This is a genomic window from Azospirillum lipoferum (assembly GCF_024170005.1).
In the GTDB taxonomy this organism is placed as follows: Bacteria; Pseudomonadota; Alphaproteobacteria; order Azospirillales; family Azospirillaceae; genus Azospirillum; species Azospirillum lipoferum.
Map to the genome: position 1 here is coordinate 324,633 of NZ_JALJXJ010000004.1, position 18,064 is coordinate 342,696.

The following is an 18,064-nucleotide window of genomic DNA, read 5'->3' on the forward strand; positions in this document are numbered from 1 at the left end:
AGGGCAAGACACCCAACCCCGAGCAAACTCCCCCGTCGCTTCAGTCTCGCGGCGGCCACGCGCTCGGCAACCTGGGCCACGGAAATCGCGAATTTTTTCGCGCGTTTCCGTGGCCCATTTTTTATGCGTTAACGCAGGCGGGCAGCCTGTTCCAAAGTCATCCCACCACATGTGGTTGCTTTTCTTCTTGCACGATTCCTCTCCAGGAAAGTCCTGGCCCGTCCATCTGCCGAAAAGACCGTCTGTTTCCTTCCCCCTGTCATCCGCGCTTGCCTCAAATGCAAACGAAAAGACACGAACTGTTCACAAATGAACGCTAAACCGTTCAAAGGGCCCTGCGACGATATGCGTGTAGCAATCCGTAAAACCGTTATTGGCGGCGGGGGTTTGGGCATGACGGCGATCTCGACGAAAGCAGGCCGGGCGGAGACGGGCGGCACCACGGACGATGGCGGCATGCGCCACCGCTTCTGGACCCTGCGCCGCGCCATGGTGTCGGTGGTGGGTGTGCTGGTGGCGGCGCTGATCGCCAGCCAGGCCTGGGTGTCGCAACGCTACACCGACTTCGCGCTGACCACCTTCAACAGCAGTGCCGCGGCGACGCTGCGGGTGCTCGCCAACGACCGCATCCGCAAGAACTACACGGAATGGCTCCAGGGCCACGCCAACGAATGGAGCCGCGACGCCTTCCTGGTCGACAGCATCAACCAGAAGGATCCGGCCAAGACGATGCTGGCGCTGAAGAACATCAACGCCCGCCCCGTCGTGGTCGATCGCGAGGTGCGGCTGGTCTCGGTCGCCGTCTACGATGCCGACATGACCCGCATCGCCCTCACCGGCGGGGAGCAGGACAGCGTCGCCACCGTCGCCCCGCTGTTCGAGGCGCTGAAGACCCGCGACCTCGCCGACAAGCGCCGCCCTGCCAGCCTGCTGTGGCGCGACGGCCAGGGCCGGCCGCTGTTCAGCATGATCGTCCCGATCGGCGGCTTCCGCGTCCTGGGTTTCCTGGAGGTGGTGACCGATCCCCTGCCCGCCCTGTCGAACCTGGGCGCGGTGCTGGACGCCGACATCCGCTTCACCGACACCAAGGGCGGCGTGCTGTTCGAGGCCAAGGGCGGCGAGCCGTCGGCCCATGCGCAGCTCTCCACCACCACCGTGTCGCTCGGCGGCGACGGCGGGCTGCCCTGGGCGACGGCGGAGATTTCCCGCGACGTTTCCGAGTTCGTCGGCGCGACGGAGGAGCTTCGCAACGACGCGCTGAAGATGGTCGGCGCCTTCGCGCTGGCGGTCGCCATCGCCGCCGCCCTGCTTCTGCGCGTCGCCGTCTTCGCCAGCCTGCGCAAGTTCGCCCGCGCCATGGAGCAGATCGCCGCCGGCGACCTGTCCATCGAGGTTCCCCGCACCGGCCGCGACGAGCTGGCGGTGATGGCGACGGCGCTACGCCGCCTGCGCGGCAGCGTCGAGCAGGTGCTGCTGATGAAGCGGATGGTCGACAGCAGCCCGGTGCCCACCGCCCTGCTGCGCACCGACGGCCAAGTCGGGTTCGTCAACCCCGCCGCCCGGACCTTCTGCGAGGCGCACGGCATCGACCCGACCGGTCCCGACCTGCTGGCCCAGGGGCCGGACTTCACCGCCGCCTGCACCGACCCCGCCCGCCCGCCGATCCCGCGCCGCACCCTGACGGTGGACGAGACGACGGTGGAGGCCCATGTCGATACCGTGTTCGACGACCAGGGCAACGTGCTGGGCAAGACGCTGTCCTGGACCGACGTGACCGAGCAGGTGCGCTCCGCCGCCCTCGCCCGCCAGCTGATGGAGGACGTGCATCAGGTGGCGTCCGGCGTCGCCACCCAGTCGGGCCAGCTGCGCGAGCTGGCCGACGCGCTGCGCCGCGAATCGTCCGGCACCATCGACAGCACGGTCAGCGCCGGCAGCTTCGTCGCCGAGAGCAACCGCAACGCCAACACCTGCAACGACAGCGCCGAGGTGCTGATGGACACCATCGGCAGCGTCTCCAGCCTCGCGACGGAGGCGGCGGGGGTGGTCGGCGCCACGCTGGGCGAGCTGACCGCCGCCCGCGAGGTGGTCGGCCAGCTGGGCGAGAACACCGAGCAGATCCGCCGGATCGTCGACGTCATCACCGGCATCGCCCACCAGACCAAGCTCTTGGCGCTGAACGCCACCATCGAGGCGGCCGCCGCCGGCGTGGCGGGCCGCGGCTTCGCCGTGGTGGCGGCGGAGGTGAAGAAGCTGGCGGAGGAGACCGCCAACGCCACCGTGCAGATCGCCAGTTCGGTCAGTGCCATCAACGGCAGCATCCAGAACACCGTCGGCACCTTCGCCCGCATCTCCGGCTCGGTCGAGCGCATCAACGAGGTGCAGGAGCTGATCGGCGAGGCGGTGGCCCGCCAGACCGACTCCTCCACCGACATCCGCAACCGCGTCGGCGTGATCGCCGGCAACACCGGCGAGGTGGCGAGCCTGATCGACGGCGTCAGCGCCCAGGCCGCCCGCACCGGCGACATCGCGGCGTCCCTGACCGAAACGGCGAACACGCTGGCCGAGGAAGCCGCTTCGCTGCATAGTCTGCTCGGCACGCTGCGCGCCGGGCAGGCGGCCTGATCCCGCCCGCCCTCCGCGAAAGAGCGGCGGATGAGGCGGGTCAGGGAATGGGTGTCGGGATGCGGCTGGTGTTGCTTCTGCTGCTGGCAATGGTATCGGCCTCACCGTCGCTCACACCACCAGCCTGGGCCGAGGACGGCGGCACGCTGGAACGCATCCACGGCCGCGGGTTCCTGATCTGCGGCCTGCGCAGCGGCGTCAGCGGCATCTCCTTCTCCGACCCGCAGGGACATCTCGACGGTTTCCTGGTCGATGTCTGCCGGGTCTTCGCCGCGGCGACCCTGGGCAATGCCCAGGCAATCCGCGTCGTCCGGCTGCCGGAAAAGCCGCAGGAGTTCCAGGCGGTGGAGAAGCACGAGGTCGACGTGGCGCTGACCACGACGACCTGGACCTTCAGCCGCGACCTCTCCTACGACATCGAGTTCCTGATGCCGCTTCTGCATGACGGCCAGGGCTTCGCCATCCACGCGGACGGCACGCCGCCGCCGCTCGACCGGCTGGGCGCCCGCACCGTCTGCGTCAAGACCGCCACCACCACGGTCCGCAACCTGGAGGACCATATCCGCAAGTCCGACCTGCCCTGGACGATGCGCACCTTCCAGACGCTGGACGAGGCGTTGCAGGCCTTCCTCGCCCATGAATGCGACCTGCTGACCACCGACCGCACGGTGCTGATCACCTCGCTGGCCGGCTACCGGCAGGCCGGCATGGGCATCTACATCTATCCCGACGTGATCTCGCGCGAGCCGCTGACGCCCTACATCGCGCGCGGCGACCGCAACTGGTACGACATCACCCGCTGGGTGCTCCACGCCATCGTCCTGGCCGACACCAAGGGCATCACGTCCGCCGACGTGCAAGCCGGCCGCATCCCCGACGACCCCGAACTGCACCGCATGCTGGGCCATGCCGGCACCGTCGCCCGCACGCTGGGCCTGCCCGACGACTGGGCCTTGCAGGTGCTGGCGCAGGTCGGAAACTACGGCGAGATCTTCGACCGCAACCTGGGCGTCCCCTACGGCATGGACCGCGGCCTGAACAGGCCCTGGACCCAGGGCGGGTTGCTCTACGCACCGCCGTTCCGGTAACGCGTCGGGGAAATCCCCCTACGCCGCCAGCGCCACGCCCAGATGCCGTTCCAGCAGCGCCGAATCCGCCTTCGCCTGTGCCGCCGGCCCGGCATGCACCACCCGGCCGCGGTCGAGGAAGACCACGCGGTCGGCGAAGTCCAGGGCGCGGTCGACCTGCTGCTCCACAAGCACGATCGTCATGTCCAGCTTCGACAGCGCCGCCATCAGCGTGTCGCAGATCACCGGCGCCAGCCCTTCCAGCGGCTCGTCCAGCAGCAGCACCGTCGGCTTGCCCAGCAGGGCGCGGGCGACCGACAGCATCTGCTGCTCGCCGCCCGACAGCTCGCCACCGCCGTTGCGCCGCCGCTCGCCCAGCCGGGGAAACAGCTCGTACGCCTCCGCCAGCGCGCAGCGCGGCCGCCCCTTCAGCCCGGTGACGAGATTCTCCTCCACCGTCAGCGATTTGAAGATGTCGCGCGTCTGCGGCACATAGCCCAGCCCGGCCGCCGCGCGCGCCGAGCTGTTCATTCCACTGAGATCCACCCCGTCCAGCCGGATGCTGCCGCCATGGCGGGTGGTCTGGCCGACCAGCGTCGCCAGCGTCGTCGTCTTGCCCACCCCGTTGCGGCCGAGCAGCGCCAGCCGCCCACCCGCCGGCACGGCCAGCGATACGCCGTCGAGGATCAGCGTCTTGCCGTAGCCGGCGCGCAGATCGGCGACCTCAAGTGCTCCCCGCGGTTCAGTGTGCATCGGCACGGCTCCCCAGATAGACCTCGCGCACGCGCGGGTCGGCGACGATCTCCTTGGCGGTGCCGCTGCACAGCAGCCGCCCCTGCGCCAGCACCACGATCGAACTGGCGAAGCGGAACACCAGATCCATGTCGTGCTCGATCATCAGCACCGCCAGATCCTTCGGCAGCCGGTCGATGGCGTCGAGGATGCGCTGGCTTTCCGAATGGGGCACGCCGGCCGCCGGCTCGTCGAGGATCAGCACCTTCGGCTTCATGGCGAGCGCCAGCGCGATCTCCAGCAGCCGCTGCTGCCCATAGGCGAGCGAGCCGACCGCCGTGTGCGCCACCGGCGTCAGCCCCATGCCGTCGAGCAGCCCCGCCACCTCGTCGGCCAGCCCGGCCACCTTCGCGACGCTGGCGAACAGGCGGAAGGTGCGGCGGTCGCGCTGGAGGACGGCCAGTTCCAGATGCTCGCGCACCGTCATCGACTTGAACAGCCGCGCCACCTGGAAACTGCGGATCAGCCCCAGCCGCACCCGTTCCGCCGCCGACAGCCGGGTGATGTCGCGGCCGTCCAGCCGGATGGTGCCGGCGCTGGGCGGGATCACCCCGGTGACGAGGTTGACGAAGGTCGTCTTCCCCGCCCCGTTCGGTCCGATCAGCGCGCAGCGGTCGCCGGCATTCAGCGTCATGGTGATGTCGGACGACACCTGGAGGCCGCCGAAATTCTTGCTCAGCCCTTCGACTTCCAGAAGCTTGGTCATGCCCGGTCCTCTTTCCCCCGAAACAGCCCGCCCAGCCGCTCCAAACCGGACGCGATGCCGCCGGGCAGGAACAGGACGATGCCGATCAGGAACAGGCCGATGAAGCCCATCCAGTGGAAGGGATCGCTGGCGGCCAGGACATGGTGGATGCCCATGAAGGCCGCCGTGCCGATCACCGCGCCATAGAGCCGCCCGGTGCCGCCCAGCACCAGCATCACCAGCGCCTCCGCCGACCAGGGGAAGCCGGCGCTGTCCAGCCCGACGATGCCGCTGGTCACCGCGGTCAGCGCCCCCGCCACCCCGGCGAACACCCCGGCCACGCCATAGAGCGCCACCAGATAGGATTTCGGCGACCCACCGATGGCGGAGATCCGCAAGGGATCCTCCTTCACCCCGCGGCAGGCCAGCCCGAAGGGCGAGCGCACGATCCGCCGCGCCACCACCAGCCCAACCACCAGCACCGCCAGCGCGAACAGGTAGGAGGTGCGGCCGAACATGTCGAAGCGGAACAGCCCCAGCACCGGCGCCGGGTCGATGCCCGACAGCCCGTCGCTGCCGCCGGTCCAGTCGCGCGCCTTGTTGGCGACCTCCTGCACGATCTGCCCGACCGCGATGGTCAGCATCAGCAGGGTCAGCCCGCGCGCATGCAGGATCAGGGCACCGGTGACCAGCGCGATCAGCCCGCCGGCCAGCCCGCCCGCCGCCAGCATGACGAAGGGGTCGCTGTTCCAGTTGACCGCGACGATGCCGGCGGCATAGGCGCCGGTGCCGAACATCGCCGCCTGCCCCAGCGTGGCGATCCCGCCATAGCCGAGCACGAGGTCGAGCGACAGCACGAACAGCGCCGAGGCGGCGATGCGGGTCAGCAGCGCCAGATCGTCCGGCAGCAGCCAATAGGCGGCCAGCCCGGCCACCGCGACCAGCGGAATGCCGATCCAGCCGAGATCGCGGCGCCGGCCGAGCGGAGCGGGTCTGGTCATCTGGCCGGCCTTTCCGTCACGCGCGGCGACGCTCGTCATGCCGTCCTCCCTTTGAAGAAGCCGTGGGGCCAGCGGAACAGGATCAGGATCAGCGCGGCGTAGAAGAAGAACTCGCCGAAATTCGGGATCAGGTATTTGCCGGCGGTGTCGATGATGCCCAGCGCCAGCGCCGCCGCCGCCGATCCGAAGATGCTGCCGGCCCCGCCGACCGCCACCACCGCCAGGAACAGCACGATGTAGCGGATGGCGTAATAGGGCTCCAAGGGCAGCAGCTCCGCCCCCAGCACGCCGCCCAGCGCCGCCAGCCCGGTGCCGAGCGCGAAGGTCGCCAGATAGAGCCGCTCGGTCCGGATGCCCAGCGCCGCCGCCATGGCGGGGTCATCGACCGCCGCGCGCAGCCGGATGCCGAAATCGGTGCGCTCCAGCAGCCACCACAGCCCCAGCAGGGTCGCCGCCCCGGCGCCGATGACGAAGGCACGGTGGGTGGGGATGGCCTTCGGCCCCAGCGCCACCGTGCCGGTCAGCAGGTCCGGCAGCGGGATGCGCTTCAGCGTCGGGCCGAACAGGTAGTTGATGCCGGCGACGATGACGAAGGTCAGGCCGATGGTCAGCAGCACCTGCGCCAGCTCGTTGGCCGAGCCGTAGATGCGCCGGTACAGCAGCCGCTCCAGCGGCAGCGTCGCCAGAACCGTCAACGCCACCGCCGCCACCAGCGCCGCCGCATAGGGCAGCCCGGCGCTCTGCGCGGCATAGGAGGCGACATAGCCGCCGACCATGGCGAAGGCGCCGTGCGCCAGATTGACCACCCGCATCAGCCCCAGCGTCACCGACAGCCCGACGGAGATGATGAAGAGGATCATGCCGTAGGCGACCCCGTCGACGGCGATCCCGAACATGGTTTCCATGATGTCTCTCCGTCTGCCCTCTCCCGCCCCGGGGCTACGTCATGCGCGAACCTCCCAACTTGGGAAGATCTCCCTCTCCCCCCCGGGGAGAGGGTCGGGGTGAGGGGGATGCGTGGCAGGTCTTCGACAAAAATCCAGCATGTGCGTCCCCCTCACCCTAACCCTCTCCCCGCTTTCGGCGGACCTTTGGTCCGCCTGTCGCGTCAGCGCAAACGAAGTTTGCGCGAGAGCAGGGGGGAGAGGGGATTTCATCTTGGTTGGGAGAGGGACACCCCCTCACTTCGCCAGCTTGTACCCATAGTCCGGCTGCTTCGGGAACGCCTCCTTCTCGACATTCTCCAATTTGCCGTCGACCTTCTCGACCGTGCGCAGATAGATCGTCTGGGTGACGTGGCGGCTGTCGGGGTCGATGGTCAGGGGCCCGCGCGGACTTTCCCAGCTCATGCCCTTCACCGACTCCACGGCCTTGGCACCGTCGATCCTGCCGCCGGCATTCTTGATCATCTGATAGATGACATGCGTGCCGTCATAGGCGCCGACCGAGGTGAAGGTGACGGTGTCGTAGGACCCGAACATCTCCTTGTGCTTGGCGACGAAGGCCTTGTTCATCGCCGAATCATGCGCGCGGCTGTAGTTGAAGGTGGTGGTGATGCCCAGCGCCGCGTCGCCCAGCGCCGGCAGGTCCGGTTCCTGGGTCAGGTCGCCGGGACCGAAGAACTTGATGCCGGCGGCGCGCAGCCCGGTGTCGTTGAAGGCCTTGGCGAAGGCCAGCGTCGCCGGACCGGCCGGCAGGAAGGCATAGACGGCCTCGGCGCCCGAATCCTTGATGCGCTGCATGAAGGGGGCGAAGTCGGCGGACTTCAGCGGCATGCGGATGGTGTCGACCACCGTGCCGCCATGCTTCTCGAAGGTGGCCTTGAAGGCGGCCTCGCCGTCGATGCCGGGGCCATAGTCGCTGACCGCCGAAATCGCCTTCTTGATCCCCTGCTTGGCCATGTATTCGGCCAGCGGCACCGTGTTCTGCCACAAGGTGAAGGAGGTGCGGACATAGCGCGGCGACTTTTCCGTAATGGCGGAGGTCGCGGCGTTGAAGATCACGCAGGGAATGTTCGCCTCGTCGATCAGCGGGGCGACGGCCAGCGCGTCCGGCGTGAAGAAATAGCCGGCGAGGACGGACACCCTCTCCTTGACGATCAGCTCCTGCGACAGCGCCTTGCTTTGGGCCGGGTTGGCCTGATCGAGATCCTTGTAGACGAACTCCACCGTGTCGTTGCCGACGGTCTTGCCATGTTCGGCCTGATAGAGCTCGATGGCCTCCTTGAAGCTCTTGCCCACGACCCCGAACGGCCCGGAGAAGGGCGCCACGACGCCGACCTTGATGGTGGCGGCCCCGGCCGGACCGGCCGCCAGCGCCAGACCGAACGCCGCACCGAGCAGCGCGTTGCGCAGAGTCCTCGTCATTGTCCCTCCCATATGTGACCGCTTGCCGGCGCCGGAACTCATTGTCCCGGTCATTGACTGTTTAGACAACCGTACTGAGGGATGCCATAACCGTCAAGTTCGATATATGAGTTTAAGTTCTATAATCGCACAAATTTTCCCGATCACTTATGTGACTGTATTCGCATGGATTTCTTGGATATGACCGTCAAATTTACACTCACTTCCGAATGTTGCGGTGCAATATGGGCGATTATCGTACGCTATGTGCATTTTTCGCCCTTGACAGTTGCCGAGCCTCGTCGCCAATCTGTGTCAAAAGGCAGATCAACGTGCGGTTTTCGCACATTCGGGAGGTCATATGGCGAAGATCACGCCCCTGCGCGAGGCGGTGGCGAGCCTCGTGCACGACGGCGACACGGTCGCCCTGGAAGGGTTCACCCACCTGATTCCCCATGCCGCCGGGCATGAGATCATCCGGCAGGGCCGGCGCGGCCTGACCCTGGTGCGCATGACGCCGGACCTGATCTACGACCAGATGATCGGCATGGGCTGTGCCACGAAGCTGATCTTCTCCTGGGGCGGCAATCCCGGCGTCGGCTCCCTCCACCGCTTCCGCGACGCCGTCGAACAGGGCTGGCCGCACCGGCTGGAGACCGAGGAGCACAGCCACGCCGGCATGGCGAACGCCTATGTCGCCGGCGCCTCCAACCTGCCCTTCGCCCTGCTGCGCGGCTACACCGGCTCCGACCTGCCGAAGGTCAATCCGAACATCCGCTTCGTCGAGTGCCCCTTTACGGCTGAGAAGCTGGCCGCCATCCCCTCCGTCCGCCCGGACGTGACGGTGATCCATGCCCAGAAGGCCGACCGCCGCGGCAATGTCCTGCTCTGGGGCATCCTCGGCGTCCAGAAGGAGGCGGTGCTGGCCGCCAAGCGTTCCATCGTCACGGTCGAGGAGATCGTCGACGACCTGGAGGCGCCGCCGAACGCCTGCGTGCTGCCGAGCTGGGCGCTCTCCGCCGTCTGTCCTGTCCCCGGCGGCGCCTATCCGTCCTACGCCCAGGGCTATTCGGAGCGCGACAACCGCTTCTACAAGGCCTGGGACCCCATCGCCCGCTCGCGCGACGACTTCCGGGCCTGGATGCAGCGCCATGTGCTGGACACCGACGATTTCGCCGGCTTCCGCCGCGTGCTGGCCGAAAGCATGAAGGAGGCCGTGTGATGAGCGCCGAAACTCTTGATTTCACCGCGACCGAGATCATGACGGTGGCGGCCAGCCGCCTGCTGAAGGACGGTACCGTCTGTTTCGTCGGCATCGGCCTGCCCTCCACCGCCGCCAACCTCGCCCGGCTGACCCATGCACCCGAGGTGGTGCTGATCTATGAATCCGGTCCGATCGGCGCCAAGCCGACGGTGCTGCCGCTGTCGATCGGCGACGGCGACCTCGCGCTGACCGCCGACACCGTGGTCAGCACGCCGGAGATCTTCCGCTACTGGCTGCAGGGCGGGCGGATCGACGTCGGCTTCCTCGGCGCCGCCCAGGTCGACCGCTTCGCCAACATCAACACCACGATCATCGGCCCCTATGACGCGCCCAAGGTGCGGCTGCCCGGTGCCGGCGGCGCGCCGGAGATCGCCTCCCAGGCCAAGGAGGTCTTCATCGTCCTGAAGCAGAGCCCGAAGGCCTTCGTCGCCAAGCTGCCCTTCGTCACCTCCGCGGGATATCTCGACGGCGGCGACGCGCGGGCAAAGGCCGGCATCCCCGGCGCCGGGCCGACCGCGGTGATCACCGACCTCGGCATCCTCACCCCCGACCCGGTGACCAAGGAGCTGACCCTGACCAGCATCCATCCCGGCGTGACGGTGGAGCAGGTGAAGGCGGCCACCGGCTGGGACCTGAAGATCTCGCCCGATCTGAAGACCACCGAAATCCCGGACGCCGGCGCGCTCGCCGCCCTGCGCGACCTCCAGGCCCGCACCGCCGCCGCCCATGGGCAGGCCGGCGGCGGGGAAGGATGACATCATGACCGAAGCCTACATCTGCGACGCCATCCGCACCCCCATCGGCCGCTATGCAGGATCCCTGTCGTCGGTGCGCGCCGACGATCTCGGCGCCGTGCCGATCCGCGCGCTGATGCAGCGGAATCCCTCGGTCGACTGGGCCGCGGTGGACGACGTCATCTATGGCTGCGCCAATCAGGCCGGCGAGGACAACCGCAACGTCGCCCGCATGTCGGCCCTGCTGGCGGGCCTGCCCGACGCGGTGCCGGGCACGACGATGAACCGGCTCTGCGGCTCCGGCCTCGACGCCGTCGCCACCGCCGCCCGCGCCGTCAAGGCGGGCGAGGCCGAGCTGATGATCGCCGGCGGCGTGGAAAGCATGAGCCGCGCCCCCTTCGTCATGGGCAAGGCCGACGCCCCCTTCTCCCGTCAGGCCGAGATCTTCGACACCACCATCGGCTGGCGCTTCGTCAACCCGGCGATGAAGGCGGCCTACGGCGTCGATTCGATGCCGGAGACGGCGGAAAACGTCGCCGACGACTGGAAGGTCTCCCGAGCCGATCAGGACGCCTTCGCCCTGCGCAGCCAGGAACGCGCCGCCCGCGCCATCGCTGACGGCAGCCTCGCCCGCGAGATCGTCCCCATCACCATCAGGACCCGCAAGGGCGAGACGGTGGTGACCACCGACGAGCATCCCCGCGCCACCACGCTGGAGGCGCTGTCGGCGCTGAAGCCGATCGTCCGCCCCGGCGGCACGATCACCGCCGGCAATGCCTCGGGCGTCAATGACGGTGCCGCCGCGCTGCTGATCGCGTCGGAAGCGGCGGTGAAGCGGTTCGGTCTGACCCCGCGCGCCCGCATTGTCGGCGGCGCCACCGCCGGCGTCCCGCCCCGCGTGATGGGCATCGGCCCGGTGCCCGCCACCCGCAAGCTGCTGGAACGGCTCGGCCGGACCATCGCCGACATCGATCTGGTCGAACTGAACGAGGCCTTCGCCGCCCAGGCGCTGGCCGTCCTGCGCGAGCTTGGCCTGCCGGATGACGCCGCGCATGTGAACCCGAACGGCGGCGGCATCGCGCTCGGCCACCCGCTGGGCATGAGCGGCGCCCGTCTGGCGACCACCGCGCTCTACCAGCTCGAACAGTCCGGCGGCCGGACCGCGCTCTGCACCATGTGCATCGGCGTCGGTCAGGGCATCGCGGTGATGATCGAGCGGGTGTAGCGTCGGAAGCCAACCGCGCCAGCCCAACAACAAGCGAAGGCAGACCCAATGCCCTTCATCGAAGCCGCCGGCATCACCCAGCACTATGACCTGACCGGCCCGGCCGGGGCGCCGGTGCTGCTGTTCGCCAACTCCATCGGTACCAGCTTCCAGATCTGGGATGCCGTGGTGCCGCACCTGTCGCAACGCTACCGCGTGCTGCGCTACGACATGCGCGGCCACGGCCTGACCCAGGTGACGCCGGTCACGGAGGAGGCCGGCTACAGCATGGACCTGCTCGCCGACGACGCCGCCGGCCTGCTCGACTCGCTGGGCATCGCGCGGGCCCATGTCTGCGGCCTGTCGATCGGCGGCATGATGGCGCAGCGCCTCGCCGTCAAGGCGCCGGCCCGCGTGCATGGCCTGATCCTGTGCGACACCGCCGGCATGATCGGCCCGCCCTCGATCTGGGCCGACCGCATCGCCGCCATCCGCGCCCGCGGCATGGGCGCCATCGCCGACGGGGTGATGGCGCGCTGGTTCACGCAAGGATTCCGCGAAAGCCGCCCCGACCAGATCCGCGGCTACACCGCCATGGTCGCCCGCACCACCGAGGACGGCTATGTCGGCTGTTCCATGGCGATCCGCGACGCCGACCTGCGCGCCGCCAACGCCGCCATTACCGCGCCCACCCTGGTGATCTGCGGCGCGGAGGACGTGGCGACCCCGCCCGAGGTCGCGCGCGAGCTGGCCGCCGGCATCCCCGGCGCCCGGTTCGAGCTGCTGCCCGGCGCCGCCCACATCCCCGGCGTCGAGAAGCCGACCGAGCTGGCCGCCCTGATCGACAGCTTCCTGAGGACTCTGTAATGGACGATAAGGATCTGTACGACCGCGGCATGGTGGTGCGCCGTTCGGTCCTCGGCGACGCCCATGTCGACCGCTCGCTGGAGCGGGCCACCGACTTCGACGCCGATTTCCAGGAGTTCATCACCAAGACCGCCTGGGGCCAGATCTGGACCCGGCCGGGCCTCGACATCCGGACGCGCAGCATGCTGACCATCGGCATGCTGGCCGCACTCGGCAAGGACGGCGAGCTGAAGCTGCACATCCGCGCCACCCGCAACACCGGCGTCACCCGCGACGAGGTGAAGGAAATCCTGATGCAGGCCGCCGTCTATGCCGGCGTCCCGGCCGCCAACCACGCCATCGCGCTGGCCCGCGCCGTCTATGCCGAGATGGACGAAGAGGACGCCCGAAAGGGCTGACAAGTTGGGGTGAACAGCATGACCGTCCTCCACCACGCCGACCCGCTGCTCGACCCGCTCTTCACCAGCGACGCGGCGGCCGATGCCTTCTCGCCGACGGCAAGGCTGCAAGCCATGCTGGAGTTCGAGGCGGCCCTGGCGCGGGCGGAGGCGGCGGTCGGCGTCATCCCCACCCATGCCGTCCCGGCCATCGAGGCGGCCTGCAAGGCCGACCTCTACGACCTCGACGCGTTGGGGGCGGAGGCGGCGCTGGCCGGCAACACCGCCATCCCGATGGTCAAGCACCTGACCCGTACGGTGAAGGCCGCCGACGAGGAGTCCTCCCGCTACGTCCATTGGGGCGCCACCAGCCAGGACGCCATGGACAGCGGCCTGATGCTGCAACTGCGCCGCTTCCTCGACGGGCTCGACGCCGATCTGGCGGCGCTCGCCGGTGGTCTGGCCGAGCTTGCCGACCGCCACCGTGCCACCCCGATGGTCGCCCGGACTTGGCTGCAACACGCCCTGCCGACCACCTTCGGGCTGAAGGCCGCCGGCTGGCTCGACGCGCTGGGCCGCGACCGCCAGCGCATCGCCGCCGCCAGCAAGCGCATCGCCCTGCAATTCGGCGGCGCCGCCGGCACGCTGGCGGCACTGGGCGACGCCGGCCCGGCGGTGGCGGAGGCCCTGGCGAAGGAGCTGGACCTCCCCCTGCCCGCCCTGCCCTGGCACGCCAGCCGCGACCGCGTCACCGAACTGGCCTCTGCCCTCGGCATCCTCGCCGGCACGCTCGGCACGCTCGGCCGCGACATCTCGCTGATGATGCAGATGGAGGTCGCCGAAGCCTTCGAGCCCGCCGCCCCCGGCCGCGGCGGTTCCTCCACCATGCCGCACAAGCGCAACCCGGTGTCCTGCGCCGTCCTGCTCTCCACCGCCATCCGAGCCCCGGCCCTGGTCGGCGGGCTGCTGGCGGCGCAGGTGCAGGAGCATGAGCGCGGCCTCGGCGGCTGGCATGCCGAGTGGCAGGCGCTGCCCGACCTCTGCCGCCTCGTCGCCGGCGCCGCCCGCCATGCCCGCGAGACCGTCGCCGGCCTGACCGTCGATGCGGAACGCATGCGTGCCAACCTCGACCTGACCCGCGGCCTGATCCTGGCGGAGGCGGTGACCATGGCGCTGGGCGACCGCATGGGCCGCATGGCCGCCCATTCCCGCGTCGCCGAGGCCAGCCGCCACGCCGCCAAAGCCGCCCGCCCGCTGCGCGACGTGCTGGCCGAGGATGCCGAGGTGATGCAGGCGCTGGGTGCCGAGGCGCTCGACCGCCTGTTCGATCCGCTGCGCTACACCGGCGCAGCGGCCCATTTCATTGACCGCGTATTGGACGACCACAGATCCCAACAGCGTCAGCAGAACTGACCGCCGCCAAGGAGGACTCCCGAGATGGACACAGCCGTTCCCGAGCCGGAGGGCGATTTCGGCCCCCGCGATTGGGCGCAACACCCGCCCTACCTGTCGCCGCTCTACAAATCGACGGTGCTGCGCTCGCCGCGCAAGCCGCTGATCCCGATGAAGCAGGGACTGTCGGTCCGCACCGGCCCGGTGTTCGGCCATGACAGCGTCGATGCGCTGGACGGCGACCTGACGAAGAACGGCCGCGTCAACGGCGAGCCGATCGGCGAGCGCATCATCGTCACCGGCCGCGTGCTGGACGAGAGCGGCCGGCCGGTGCCGCACACGCTGCTGGAGATCTGGCAGGCCAATGCCTGCGGCCGCTACGTCCACCGCTGGGACCAGCACGACGCGCCGCTCGACCCCAACTTCTTCGGCGCCGGCCGATGCATCACCGATGCCGAGGGCCGCTACCGCTTCACCACGATCAAGCCCGGCGCCTATCCCTGGGGCAACCACCACAATGCCTGGCGGCCGGCGCACATCCATTTCTCACTGTTCGGGCCGTCCTTCCTGACCCGGCTGGTCACCCAGATGTATTTCCCCGGCGATCCGCTGCTGCCGCTCGACCCCATCTACAACGGGGTGCCGGAGGGGGCCCGCGAGCTGCTGATCTCCCGCTTCTCCATCGACGTGACCGAGCCGGTGTGGGCGCTCGGCTATGAGTTCGACATCGTCCTGCGCGGACGCCAAGCCACGCCGATGGAGGGCTGACCGTCATGAGCCAAACGTTGAAACAGACCCCGTCCCAGACCGTCGGCCCCTATTTCGCCTATGCCTGGACGCCGGAACTCTACGGCCGTCGCCCGCTGGCGACCAACCGGCTGGCCAGCCGCGACACCCCTGGCGAGCACATCCGCATCGAAGGCGTGGTCTATGACGGCGAGGGTGCCCCGATCCGCGACTGCGTGGTGGAGATCTGGCAGGCCGGCGCCGACGGCAGGCACGCCCCCGGTGCCGCCGGCTTCGGCCGCTGCGGCACCAACGACGCCGGCTATTACTTCTTCGACACGGTGAAGCCCGGCGCCTGCGATCCCGGCCACGCCCCGCACATCGCGGTGACGGTGTTCGCCCGCGGCATGCTGAGCCACGCCTTCACCCGCCTGCATTTCTCCGACGAGGCCGCGGCGAACGAGGCCGACCCGGTTCTGGCGAGCGTCCCCGCCGACCGCCGCGACACCCTGATCGCACAGCGTGCCGAGGTGCCGGGCGGGGTGGTCTACCGCTTCGACATCCATGTCCAGGGCGAAGCCGAGACGGTGTTCTTCGACTGTTGAAACCGGCGGGGGAGCCGTCGGCCGACGGCTCCCCCACCCTCTCAGCCCTCCCGGATCGTCGCCACGAAGCGCTGCACTTCGCTGCGCAGCTGCGCCGACTGGTGCGACAGCGTGTCGGCCGCCGCGCGGGCCTGGGAGGCCATGCTGCCGGTCTCGCCGGCGGCGCGGGTGACGCCGTCGATGTTGGTCGACACTTCGCGGGTGCCGGCGGCGGCCTGCTGGACGTTGCGGCTGATCTCGCGGGTCGCCGCCCCCTGCTCCTCCGCGGCGGCGGCGACGGCGGTGACCGTCTCGCTGATGCCCAGGATGGTGCGGCCGATGGCCTGGATGGCGCCGACGGCGTTGCCGCTGACCGCCTGGATCTCGGCGATCTGGGCGGCGATCTCCTCCGTCGCCTTGGCGGTCTGGCTGGCGAGGTTCTTCACCTCCTGCGCCACCACGGCGAAGCCCTTGCCAGCCTCCCCCGCCCGCGCCGCCTCGATGGTGGCGTTCAGCGCCAGCAGGTTGGTCTGGCCGGCGATCGACTGGATCAGGTTCACCACCTCGCCGATCTTCTGCGCCGCTTCGGCCAGACCGGCGACGGTGCCGTTGGTCTTCTCGACCTCCCCCACCGCGTCGTTGGCCATGCGGGAGGAGGCGGCGATGCGCTGGTTGATCTCCTCGATGGAGTGGGACAGCTCCTCCGCCGCGGCGGCCACCGTCTGCACGTTGCCGCTGGCGACGTCGGCGGCGCTGGCGACCGCCGCGGCCTGGGCGTTGGTCTGCTCGGCGATGGCCGACAGCCCTTCCGAATCGGTGCGGATCGCCTCGGCCTGCCGGGCCACATTGGCGACCACGTCGCCGACCGAGCCTTCGAAGCGGTCCGCCAGCCGGGCCAGTTCCTGCCTGCGCTGTTCGGCGGCGCGCTGCTCGTCCAGGCGGCGCTGCTCCTCCATCTCGGCGACGCGGCCGGCATTCTCCTTGAACAGCTGGAGCGCCTGGTTGATGGCGCCGATCTCGTCGGCGCGGTCGCGGTCGGCCACCTCCACGTCGCGCCGCCCGGCGGTCAACGCCTGGATGGTGGCGACGATCCGGCGCAGCGGCTGCCCGACCACCATGCGGCTGGTCAGCCACAGCGCCAGCAGAAGCCCGAGGGTCAGCAGGACCGCCCCCACCGCGATGAAGGTGCGCAATTCCTGCTTCGGCACCTCGACCTGATTGATCGGCAGGTTGACCAGGATCGACCAGGGCGTCCCCGTGCCGTCGATGACGACCGGCTTGAACAGCTGCTTCACCTCGGTCTTCAGGCTGGCCGACACCGAGAAATGGGCGAAGGTCCGGCCCTCGCGGATGGCGGGCATGGCGTCCTTCAGCCGGGCGTTGGTCTCCAGGATCGGCTTGCCCAGATGGTCGGGGTTGCTGTAGGCCGCCCACGCGCCGCCGTTGGAGATCAGGAAGACGGAGCCCGTTCCGAATGGCTTCGCCGATTTCAGCTCGTTCCAGATTTCGTCGTTGGCGATGTCCACGCCGGCAACGCCGATGACCTTGCCGTCTTCCATGATCGGAACGACAAGCGACACCATCAGAACATTTTTACCGGCGACGAGATAGGAATAAGGCTCGACGATGACTTCACGCTTCGTGCGTTTGGCTTCGGTATAGTAAAAGCCGTCGGGGCCGGAGCTTTCATAATGGGACAGCGGCTGATAATTGATCTTGTCGCCGACCCTGTTCCAGTAGGGTATGAACCGCCCGGTGGAGTCTCCGGTGGGGGCGTTTACGAAGTCCTTGTCCCGGCCGTCGAGGGCGTTCGGCTCCATGCCCACCCAGACACCCAGCAGCTTGGGATCGGCGATCAGCAGGCTTTTCAGCCACGCGCTCACCTTGTCGCGATCGACAATTCCCTGGCGCTTCAGGGCGAGCAGGGTGGTGCTCACATGGCGGCTGATGTTCATCGCCTCGTTCAGCCGCCGTTCGACGGTGGCGGCGTGAAACTTGCCCAGTTCCTCTCCGACCTCGAAGGACAGCGCGTCGGTATCCGCCCCACTCTTGGCAGAAATCACCACCGTGCCCAAACCCAATCCAACCAGGAGAACAAAGCCGATCGCAAGCACCAGCTTGGTCACCAAAGGCAGTTTCTTGAACATCGAAACACCCCGCGACATGCCCGAATGACGGGACGACACCCGGACCGATTGTCTCGCGGTTCTGTTAAATTCGAGTAAATTGAAATCTAATATATCTGCCAAGCCAACAGTTAATGAGAGCGCTTCTCAAAACCCGACCAAGCACTCATACCCGCATCCGCAAACCATACTTAAGGACAAATTTGCGAATCGTTCCGATACATACAACCCTCACTGGAAGATCATAAAAACAAAGGGGGCGGACCGGCTGCCCGGCC

Annotated in this window: 16 protein-coding genes; 10 read left to right on the forward strand and 6 right to left on the reverse strand. The window is 68.7% G+C overall.

What is annotated here, in order from left to right:
* Positions 1-393 precede the first annotated feature (393 nt).
* The gene (locus J2848_RS11625; protein ID WP_149231155.1) at positions 394-2,622 is read left to right on the forward strand and encodes a methyl-accepting chemotaxis protein; all 2,229 of its coding nucleotides are present in this window, start codon (positions 394-396) and stop codon (positions 2,620-2,622) included.
* Between the two features lie 47 nt (positions 2,623-2,669).
* Complete coding sequence (locus J2848_RS11630; RefSeq protein ID WP_149231156.1) at positions 2,670-3,710, forward strand: amino acid ABC transporter substrate-binding protein; 1,041 nt, start codon at positions 2,670-2,672, stop codon at positions 3,708-3,710.
* Between the two features lie 18 nt (positions 3,711-3,728).
* Here J2848_RS11630 and J2848_RS11635 read toward each other — a convergent pair whose 3' ends face one another.
* The 5 genes from J2848_RS11635 to J2848_RS11655 all read right to left on the reverse strand — a co-directional run bounded on the left by J2848_RS11635 (position 3,729) and on the right by J2848_RS11655 (position 8,533).
* Positions 3,729-4,442, reverse strand: a complete 714-nt coding sequence (locus J2848_RS11635) for an ABC transporter ATP-binding protein (protein ID WP_149231157.1) — start codon at positions 4,440-4,442, stop codon at positions 3,729-3,731.
* The gene (locus J2848_RS11640; RefSeq protein ID WP_149231158.1) at positions 4,432-5,187 is read right to left on the reverse strand and encodes an ABC transporter ATP-binding protein; all 756 of its coding nucleotides are present in this window, start codon (positions 5,185-5,187) and stop codon (positions 4,432-4,434) included. Before J2848_RS11640 ends, J2848_RS11635 begins: the two co-directional genes overlap by 11 nt.
* Positions 5,184-6,206, reverse strand: a complete 1,023-nt coding sequence (locus J2848_RS11645; protein WP_149231159.1) for a branched-chain amino acid ABC transporter permease — start codon at positions 6,204-6,206, stop codon at positions 5,184-5,186. The genes J2848_RS11640 and J2848_RS11645 overlap by 4 nt, the downstream gene beginning before the upstream one ends.
* Positions 6,203-7,072: a branched-chain amino acid ABC transporter permease gene (locus tag J2848_RS11650; RefSeq protein WP_149231160.1), complete on the reverse strand. Its 870-nt coding sequence runs from the start codon at positions 7,070-7,072 to the stop codon at positions 6,203-6,205. Before J2848_RS11650 ends, J2848_RS11645 begins: the two co-directional genes overlap by 4 nt.
* Before the next feature lie 276 nt (positions 7,073-7,348).
* Positions 7,349-8,533: an ABC transporter substrate-binding protein gene (locus tag J2848_RS11655; protein ID WP_149231161.1), complete on the reverse strand. Its 1,185-nt coding sequence runs from the start codon at positions 8,531-8,533 to the stop codon at positions 7,349-7,351.
* Positions 8,534-8,873: 340 nt separating this feature from the next.
* Here J2848_RS11655 and J2848_RS11660 point away from each other — a divergent pair, with 340 nt between their 5' ends.
* Genes J2848_RS11660 through pcaG form a run of 8 tightly spaced genes read left to right on the forward strand, consistent with a single transcriptional unit; the run spans position 8,874 to position 15,681 of the window.
* Positions 8,874-9,734 carry a CoA transferase subunit A gene (locus tag J2848_RS11660; protein ID WP_149231162.1) on the forward strand — a complete coding sequence of 287 codons (861 nt, stop codon included), beginning with the start codon at positions 8,874-8,876 and terminating at the stop codon, positions 9,732-9,734.
* A complete protein-coding gene (locus J2848_RS11665) occupies positions 9,734-10,531 on the forward strand; it encodes a CoA-transferase subunit beta (RefSeq protein WP_149231163.1) in 798 nt (265 codons plus the stop codon). The genes J2848_RS11660 and J2848_RS11665 overlap by 1 nt, the downstream gene beginning before the upstream one ends.
* A 4-nt stretch (positions 10,532-10,535) precedes the next feature.
* Positions 10,536-11,735, forward strand: a complete 1,200-nt coding sequence (gene pcaF, locus J2848_RS11670; RefSeq protein WP_149231164.1) for a 3-oxoadipyl-CoA thiolase — start codon at positions 10,536-10,538, stop codon at positions 11,733-11,735.
* 48 nt (positions 11,736-11,783) lie between these two features.
* On the forward strand, positions 11,784-12,581 hold the full coding sequence (gene pcaD / locus J2848_RS11675) for a 3-oxoadipate enol-lactonase (protein ID WP_149231165.1): 798 nt from the start codon (positions 11,784-11,786) through the stop codon (positions 12,579-12,581).
* Complete coding sequence (gene pcaC, locus J2848_RS11680) at positions 12,581-12,979, forward strand: 4-carboxymuconolactone decarboxylase (protein WP_149231166.1); 399 nt, start codon at positions 12,581-12,583, stop codon at positions 12,977-12,979. Before pcaD ends, pcaC begins: the two co-directional genes overlap by 1 nt.
* Positions 12,980-12,997: 18 nt before the next feature.
* Complete coding sequence (locus J2848_RS11685) at positions 12,998-14,371, forward strand: 3-carboxy-cis,cis-muconate cycloisomerase (RefSeq protein ID WP_149231167.1); 1,374 nt, start codon at positions 12,998-13,000, stop codon at positions 14,369-14,371.
* A gap of 24 nt (positions 14,372-14,395) precedes the next feature.
* Positions 14,396-15,118 (forward strand): protocatechuate 3,4-dioxygenase subunit beta, encoded by a 723-nt coding sequence (pcaH, locus tag J2848_RS11690; RefSeq protein ID WP_149231168.1) that lies wholly within the window; start codon positions 14,396-14,398, stop codon positions 15,116-15,118.
* A gap of 5 nt (positions 15,119-15,123) precedes the next feature.
* Positions 15,124-15,681: a protocatechuate 3,4-dioxygenase subunit alpha gene (gene pcaG, locus J2848_RS11695; protein ID WP_149231169.1), complete on the forward strand. Its 558-nt coding sequence runs from the start codon at positions 15,124-15,126 to the stop codon at positions 15,679-15,681.
* A gap of 41 nt (positions 15,682-15,722) precedes the next feature.
* On the opposite strand, the gene J2848_RS11700 is transcribed toward pcaG, so the two are convergent.
* Complete coding sequence (locus J2848_RS11700; protein ID WP_149231170.1) at positions 15,723-17,807, reverse strand: methyl-accepting chemotaxis protein; 2,085 nt, start codon at positions 17,805-17,807, stop codon at positions 15,723-15,725.
* Between the last annotated feature and the right edge of the window lie 257 nt (positions 17,808-18,064).

What these genes read in the sequence shown, in the direction of transcription:
- J2848_RS11625 (WP_149231155.1), top strand. Translation starts at nt 394, where the DNA reads ATGACGGCGATCTCGACGAAAGCAGGCCGGGCGGAGACGGGCGGCACC.
- J2848_RS11630 (WP_149231156.1), top strand. Translation starts at nt 2,670, where the DNA reads ATGGGTGTCGGGATGCGGCTGGTGTTGCTTCTGCTGCTGGCAATGGTA.
- J2848_RS11635 (WP_149231157.1), bottom strand. Translation starts at nt 4,442, where the DNA reads ATGCACACTGAACCGCGGGGAGCACTTGAGGTCGCCGATCTGCGCGCC.
- J2848_RS11640 (WP_149231158.1), bottom strand. Translation starts at nt 5,187, where the DNA reads ATGACCAAGCTTCTGGAAGTCGAAGGGCTGAGCAAGAATTTCGGCGGC.
- J2848_RS11645 (WP_149231159.1), bottom strand. Translation starts at nt 6,206, where the DNA reads ATGACGAGCGTCGCCGCGCGTGACGGAAAGGCCGGCCAGATGACCAGA.
- J2848_RS11650 (WP_149231160.1), bottom strand. Translation starts at nt 7,072, where the DNA reads ATGGAAACCATGTTCGGGATCGCCGTCGACGGGGTCGCCTACGGCATG.
- J2848_RS11655 (WP_149231161.1), bottom strand. Translation starts at nt 8,533, where the DNA reads ATGACGAGGACTCTGCGCAACGCGCTGCTCGGTGCGGCGTTCGGTCTG.
- J2848_RS11660 (WP_149231162.1), top strand. Translation starts at nt 8,874, where the DNA reads ATGGCGAAGATCACGCCCCTGCGCGAGGCGGTGGCGAGCCTCGTGCAC.
- J2848_RS11665 (WP_149231163.1), top strand. Translation starts at nt 9,734, where the DNA reads ATGAGCGCCGAAACTCTTGATTTCACCGCGACCGAGATCATGACGGTG.
- pcaF (WP_149231164.1), top strand. Translation starts at nt 10,536, where the DNA reads ATGACCGAAGCCTACATCTGCGACGCCATCCGCACCCCCATCGGCCGC.
- pcaD (WP_149231165.1), top strand. Translation starts at nt 11,784, where the DNA reads ATGCCCTTCATCGAAGCCGCCGGCATCACCCAGCACTATGACCTGACC.
- pcaC (WP_149231166.1), top strand. Translation starts at nt 12,581, where the DNA reads ATGGACGATAAGGATCTGTACGACCGCGGCATGGTGGTGCGCCGTTCG.
- J2848_RS11685 (WP_149231167.1), top strand. Translation starts at nt 12,998, where the DNA reads ATGACCGTCCTCCACCACGCCGACCCGCTGCTCGACCCGCTCTTCACC.
- pcaH (WP_149231168.1), top strand. Translation starts at nt 14,396, where the DNA reads ATGGACACAGCCGTTCCCGAGCCGGAGGGCGATTTCGGCCCCCGCGAT.
- pcaG (WP_149231169.1), top strand. Translation starts at nt 15,124, where the DNA reads ATGAGCCAAACGTTGAAACAGACCCCGTCCCAGACCGTCGGCCCCTAT.
- J2848_RS11700 (WP_149231170.1), bottom strand. Translation starts at nt 17,807, where the DNA reads ATGTTCAAGAAACTGCCTTTGGTGACCAAGCTGGTGCTTGCGATCGGC.